This window comes from Pseudomonadota bacterium (assembly GCA_026390555.1).
Lineage (GTDB): Bacteria > Bdellovibrionota_C > UBA2361 > UBA2361 > OMII01 > OMII01.
On record JAPLFS010000041.1, the window covers coordinates 25,826 to 32,086 of the forward strand.

General features: G+C 51.0%; 7 protein-coding genes. 3 read left to right on the top strand and 4 right to left on the bottom strand.

The annotated features are described in order from the left end of the window. Positions 1 to 118: 118 nt before the first annotated feature. Both NTV65_06195 and NTV65_06200 read left to right on the top strand, forming a co-directional pair. Positions 119 to 805 (top strand): SET domain-containing protein, encoded by a 687-nt coding sequence (locus NTV65_06195; protein MCX6114788.1) that lies wholly within the window; start codon positions 119 to 121, stop codon positions 803 to 805. Continuing rightward, complete coding sequence (locus NTV65_06200; GenBank protein MCX6114789.1) at positions 806 to 1,357, top strand: hypothetical protein; 552 nt, start codon at positions 806 to 808, stop codon at positions 1,355 to 1,357. It abuts the gene before it with no gap. 1 nt (position 1,358) lies between these two features. On the opposite strand, the gene NTV65_06205 is transcribed toward NTV65_06200, so the two are convergent. The 4 genes from NTV65_06205 to NTV65_06220 form a co-directional block, all read right to left on the bottom strand. Beyond that, the gene (locus tag NTV65_06205; GenBank protein MCX6114790.1) at positions 1,359 to 1,958 is read right to left on the bottom strand and encodes a J domain-containing protein; all 600 of its coding nucleotides are present in this window, start codon (positions 1,956 to 1,958) and stop codon (positions 1,359 to 1,361) included. 166 nt (positions 1,959 to 2,124) lie between these two features. Continuing rightward, on the bottom strand, positions 2,125 to 3,090 hold the full coding sequence (locus NTV65_06210) for a deoxyhypusine synthase family protein (protein ID MCX6114791.1): 966 nt from the start codon (positions 3,088 to 3,090) through the stop codon (positions 2,125 to 2,127). A 2-nt stretch (positions 3,091 to 3,092) separates the two neighbouring features. Then, positions 3,093 to 5,051, bottom strand: coding sequence for a biosynthetic arginine decarboxylase (gene speA / locus NTV65_06215; protein ID MCX6114792.1), 1,959 nt, complete (start codon positions 5,049 to 5,051; stop codon positions 3,093 to 3,095). Positions 5,052 to 5,058: 7 nt separating this feature from the next. Further along, positions 5,059 to 5,946: an acyltransferase gene (locus NTV65_06220; GenBank protein ID MCX6114793.1), complete on the bottom strand. Its 888-nt coding sequence runs from the start codon at positions 5,944 to 5,946 to the stop codon at positions 5,059 to 5,061. 88 nt (positions 5,947 to 6,034) lie between these two features. On the opposite strand from NTV65_06220, the gene NTV65_06225 reads away from it, so the two are divergent. Further along, the coding region (locus NTV65_06225) for a hypothetical protein (GenBank protein MCX6114794.1) at positions 6,035 to 6,261 on the top strand (227 nt) is incomplete at its 3' end.

Consider the following 6,261-nt stretch of genomic DNA (forward strand, 5'->3'; position numbering starts at 1 on the left):
TGCATATCTTTGAATATAGGAGCCATAAGCAAGAAAATACCATTCAATCTGGATGCTATTAGGGCGCCATGGTTTATGGTACGGACTGGCTCTGTAACTCCGGGGGGGTACTTATAGAATGGCAGCGGGCAAAGGAACGGCGCAGTTAGTGGTAGTGCCTCAGGTGCAAATTAGCAACTCGGCCGAGCGGCGTGGCTCAAACTGGGTTCACGGAGCGCTTGTTGAGCAGGAGGTCCCCGGGTGTGGTTACGGCGCATTTGCGCGCGAGCCGGTCAGGGCTGGAACCACCTTAATCGTCTACGGTGGGCGGGTTCTTACCCTTGAGCAGTTCGAGGCCCTTTCGATAGAGATGCAGAACTACCCATACCAGGTCGAAGAGGAGCTCTTTCTGGGCCCCGTTAATGAATCTGATATCGGTGTAGGAGAGCGGCTTAACCACTCCTGTCAGCCCAATGCTGGGTTTAGTGGGGCGATCCATATTGTGGCGCTGCGCGATATCGCTCTAGGTGAGCAGGTGACCATCGATTACGCCAGCTGCGTATCGGCAGATCACGACGCTTTTGCTATGGAGTGCTCCTGTGGCTCGAGCTGTTGTCGTGGCACCGTAACGGCGCAGGATTGGAAGATTCCAGCAGTGCAGGCGAGCCTGCTGCCGTTTTTTCAACCATACTTACAACGTAAGGTTCAGGGGACAGAGGCCGGCCGCGTGGTTCAAAACCTAGATCGCTCCAGTCTGCAGCTTGTGACTACCTCGGCCAACTCGGATCTGGTAGCACCTGGGCACAGGGGCGTTGGCGCACTATAGATGGCAGCGATACGTCCCCTAATGTGGTGCCTCAGATTCACTCGCCAGGCGCTGCGGCAGGAGTGGGCGGCGATACCGATCTCCTGTTTAGCGGCGCTCCCAAGTAATATAGCGACCTGTTTTCTTATGGAGATCCTCGCACCCTTAGTTCTCTCCTGGGGGCTGGTAGAGGGGCAGGCTAGTGGTGTAGCTCTTATTTCGACAATTACTCCGATAATTGGATACTCAACATATTTAGTCGCCTATTACGCCGGCATGTTGTTCAAGGAGCGAGGCGACTATATTAAAGATGGGGTGTTAGTGCGGAGTGAGTTCAGCAAAAAGCTGCAAGTTGTATGGGTTGATTTCCTGGCGCACCTTCCATCTGACCTAATCGTGGTGATTCCACTAATGGGCGCCACACAGGGAGCGTTATCAGTAGCGGGTCTTGCGCAGTTCTGGGCCATCTTCTGGGCACAATTTACGGCGGACTGCGCCTACGCGATTAAGGAACCAATTTTCTGGCACGGGGCAAAGAGGTTTGTAGCCTGGCGGAGTAGTGGGCCGCGCTAGCTTAACTATCAAATGGCACGACCTTCTTTCCTATAGCAGTATCGTAAGCCTTGCGTACCTTTAGGGTCATGCGACGGGCCCGTTCCTGGGTATTTTTAGGCGCAGTTGCGAAGAAGTCAGGATGATACTGCTTCATAAGGTTTCTATAGGCACGCCGGATCTCAGCATCCGTTGCAGAGAGCGGCACCCCCAAATCGATAAGTGCGCAGTCGATCTGCTCGGCAGGACTCTCGCTCGGTAACGAGGTAAAGTGCTCGTATTTTTGCTGAGAAGAGCTAGACCCCTGCTGCTGCGACGAAGCGCTATCATCTACCGTTGTAGATTTTAAAGGCCCACGTACTATCCACGGTGAGATAAGAAACCACGGAATTGCGCAGAGATATAGTACCGATACAAGCACGCTCTCTGTCATGCAAAGAGCATACCTTAAACACACATCAAAGATTAGTAGCAGCGAGGCACTTAGAATTAGCCACGGTAAAAAGTTAAGGATAGCCAAGATAAGCGTGGTAAAGTCGATAGAACTTAGACCAGCGGTAAGTGCCGGAATATTATATGCGACAGAGCTGGCAAAATTATTTAGCGCCTGTTCGAGATCCATACAAACATAGTGTCCAAGTTTCATGCCAGTGGCGGCATAGGCCCCATATGGAGACTTAACCAGTTGTAATAATAGAAGGGTAGGGGGCGTACGATTGCACAGTTAAGAGCATAGTGAACGCTACTAAGCATTCATTGCACAGAGTATGGCTTTAAAGGACCCTGCGCTACGACTCTAAGATATAAGCGAATACAAGCGGTGCAACTATTGAGGCGTCCGATTCAATCACAAAACGGGGCGTCTCTATGCCGAGCTTGCCCCATGTGATCTTCTCATTAGGAACAGCGCCACTATATGAGCCAAAGGATGTAGTGCTATCGCTAATCTGGCAGAAATAGCCCCACTTTGGGCACTCTCGTTGCAGGTCCTGATGAATTAGGGGCACCACACAGATCGGAAAATCTCCCGCTATACCACCCCCGACCTGGAAAAATCCAATTGATGCTTGTGCGCTGTTCTCTAGGTACCACTCGATCAGAAATCCCATCTGCTCCACACCGCTCTTTACGACCGAGTAGCGCTTTATATCTCCAGATACAACGTGCGAGACGAAGATATTCGCAAGGGTCGAGTCCTCCCAACCTGGCGAGAAGATCGGAATATTCTTCTCCTTTGCCGCCAGTACCCAGGAATGTTTCTCGTCGATCTGAAAAGAAGCCCTAACCGAGGGCTCATCGAGCAACTGATACATGAACTCAAATGGGAAATAGCTCTTGCCCTCACGGTCAGCTTTTTCCCAGATCTGTAGGATCTCTTTCTCAATCGCACGAAACGCAGCATCCTCTGGGATGCATGTATCGGTCACGCGGTTCATGCCCCGATCGTGGAGCTTAACCTCATCCTCAGATGAGAGCTGTCTGTAGTGCGGGATGCGCTCATAGTGGTTGTGGGCTACTGCGTTGAAGATATCCTCTTCTAGATTAGCGCCGGTGCAGCAGATCGCCTGAACCTTATCTCTACGAATCATCTCGGCCAGGCTAATTCCTAGCTCAGCGGTGCTCATGGCACCGGCGAGCGTTATCATCATCTTATTGCCCTGTTTAAGGTGCGTAACATAGGCCTCAGCCGCGTCAACACATACCGCTGCGTTAAAGTGCCTAAAGTGCTGCTGCATAAACTGTTTGATGCTCATAATTATGATACTCCCTGGCTCAATTTAAACGTTTCCCGAAACGGCATAACTGAACTGTTCGGCGACTCCCACAATAGATAGGTGTATCCGCTCAAGCTCTCTTTATAGCGTTGCATGAACTTTGCAGACTCCTCTGCGCTCATATCGCCCTGACGTACCGCACGATCTATTAAGCCGTGGATCCCATAGAGCAGATCTTCCTGAGTATACTGTACGTAACCTAGCACCTCCTTAATCGTGTCTCCCTCTACGATGCTCGTGATGCGTGGGCGACCGTTCTCATCAACCTCGACATGGACCGCGTTCGTATCTCCGAAAAGGTTATGAAGGTTTCCGAGGCACTCCTGATAGGCGCCGACCAGGAACATCCCTATGTAGTAGGGTTGATCGCCCTTGTATGGATGGAGATCGATATAGCGCTGGATCCCTTTAAGATCTATGAACTTATCGATCTTCCCATCGCTATCACAGGTCAGGTCTGCAATCACTGCCCGCCTAGTTGGTTGCGTCTCTAGGCGGTGAATAGGCATGATTGGAAAGAGTTGCTCAATTGCCCAGTGGTCGAGCATCGATTGAAATACAGAGAAGTTACAGAAATAGGTGTCCTTAAGCATGCCCTCAAGTACATCAAAGTCCTCAGGGACGTGCTTCATGCTGTTTTTAAGCGCACTGATGCGGGTAAAGAGAAAACGTAACGTTCTCTCTGCAAAGGCGCGCTCCTCAAGTGACAGATTTCCCTGCACAAACATCTGCAGGAACTCCTCTCTAAGCGCCAATGCATCGCTAAATACCTCATGGCAGTTCTTCAGGTTAAGGTCTTTATAAAGGGTAACTAGATCTTGGATCTTATCGTTTTTTGATGGGGCCTGCTCAATAGCGACAGGGGGCTCCGGCACCTCTGCAACGTCGAGCACCTCAGTAACGAGGACCGCATGGTGGGCCACTAGAGCGCGGCCTGATTCGCTGATGATAGTTGGATGAGGGATCTTAAGCTCATCGCATACTGAGGAGATCTCCCATACGATATCACGGGCGTACTGCTCCGTTGTATAGTTCATGGAGGAATCAAAGTTAGTGCAGCTACCGTCGTAGTCGACACCCAATCCACCACCAACATCCAAGAACTCTATTTCGGGGCAGAGCTTATAGAGCTCTGTATAGACGCGCACAGCCTCCTTTAACACCTTTTTAATGGCATTAATCGACGTTATTTGGCTACCCATATGAAAATGAAGGAGCTTAACGCAGCCCTCCATGCCACGCGCCTTGAGTTGCTTGACCGCTTCTATGATCTCGTAAAGAGCGAGCCCGAACTTAGCGTTCTCTCCCGCCGAGGCCGCCCAGCGACCGGCCCCGCGTGAGGTCGGATTCATGCGTAGCCCGATCTCAGGGATAACGCCTGTTGCTTCGCTGGCACGGATAATCGTATCCAGCTCGTAAAACTGCTCAACCGTAACGATCGGGCGTAGGCCAAGCTTGCTCGACATTAGCGCCAGTTCAATAAATTGATAATCCTTATACCCGTTACAGAGCAGTAGCCCCTTCGGAGCGTTGTGCATAGAGAGTACAGCCAGTAGCTCAGGCTTGCTGCCTACCTCAAGTCCTATGCCGCGACCGTTTGCAGCCTTACGCACACTTTCGACAACCTGACGTTGCTGGTTAACCTTAACGGGATAAGTCAGGATATACTTACCCTTGTACTCGAACTCTGCGATGGCCTTGTCAAAGGACTCATAGATCCCTTGAGCGCGTTGTCGCAGGATGCCATCAAAACGGATCAGGTGCGGAGGCTTGATACCGCGCCGAACGAGCTCATCTACTATATGACAGAGATCAAGCGCAGGGCTGTCTTTGTCAGGGGTAACAGAAACGTTACCGCTCTCGTTAACCTTAAAGTATCCGGCTCCCCAACCATCGATGCGGTACAGTTCCGCACTTTTCTGCACGTTCCAATGCTCCATAGTGAAGTTACCCTTCCTTTGTAATAAGAGTGCGGTACAGCTCAGGACGACGACTATCGAAGAAGCGCCAGCTTTCACGTGTAAACTGGGAATGTCCAAGGTCTACATCGGCTACGACCAGTCCAGCTGTTTCCGTACCACGGGCCAGTATCTGGCCAAAGCCGTTGCTAATAAACGAGCCACCCCAGAAGGTTGAATTACCCTCACAGCCGACCCGATTAATGGCGCATACAACTACGTTATTTGCTACAGCGTGCCCGACCTGAACGCTCTGCCAGGCCTGTTGCCAGTCACCTTCAATTGATGGAACTTTGGAAACTCGCCCAATAGCTGTTGGATAAAAGATGATCTCTGCGCCCGCCAGCGCCAGTGCGCGAGCGGCTTCTGGAAACCACTGATCGTAGCAGATAAGTACGCCTACCTTTGCAAAGCCGAGGTCAAAGATCTTAAAGCCCTGGTCGCCAGCTTCAAAGTAGCTCTTCTCAAAAAAAGCTGGATCGTGCGGAATATGAACCTTTCGATAGGTGCCCAGGAACTCTCCGACGGAGTTGATTACAAGGGAGGTATTATAGAGCTTGCCAGAGGATGCACGTTCATAGATTGAGCCAGCTATGATGGCGATATTGAGCGCCTTGGCCTCTTCGCTCAAGACCTTGCCGACCTCACCAGGCAGCTCCTCTGCATAGATATCTGCAGAGCTAGGTTCGCAACGTTCCTCTTGGCAGAAATACGGGGAGCGAAAAAGTTCTGGCAGAGCTACGATCTGCGCCTTACGCGCAGCGGCTTCACGAATCATTGCGACCGCACGCGCAAGGTTCTCATCTGGCTCACTGCTCATCGCAAATTGGGCCAGAGCGATCGTAATAGGGCGCGGGATCCAATTGGGTTGGTTCATCTTATGCGAAATGAAACACTATAGGAGGGACAGCGCAATACCTCAGGATACCTACGGGTGGAGAAATTATGATTCCTCACCGATAAGTGTGGGTACATTAGATGAAAAACCCCTGCGCGGGAACGTGAACCGCTTCCCGTTACCTGCTCCCGCTCCGGTAGCGGAAACTTATCACGAAAAGAACCGATTAATAGAAGATATGTTTTGTCATGAAAAGCTCGAAGTCTATCAAAAGTCGGTTGAATTACTGAATAGGTTATTAGTGTTATTCGCCTCCTCCCAAAAGGAAATAGCGATATTGTCAACCAGTTGCGC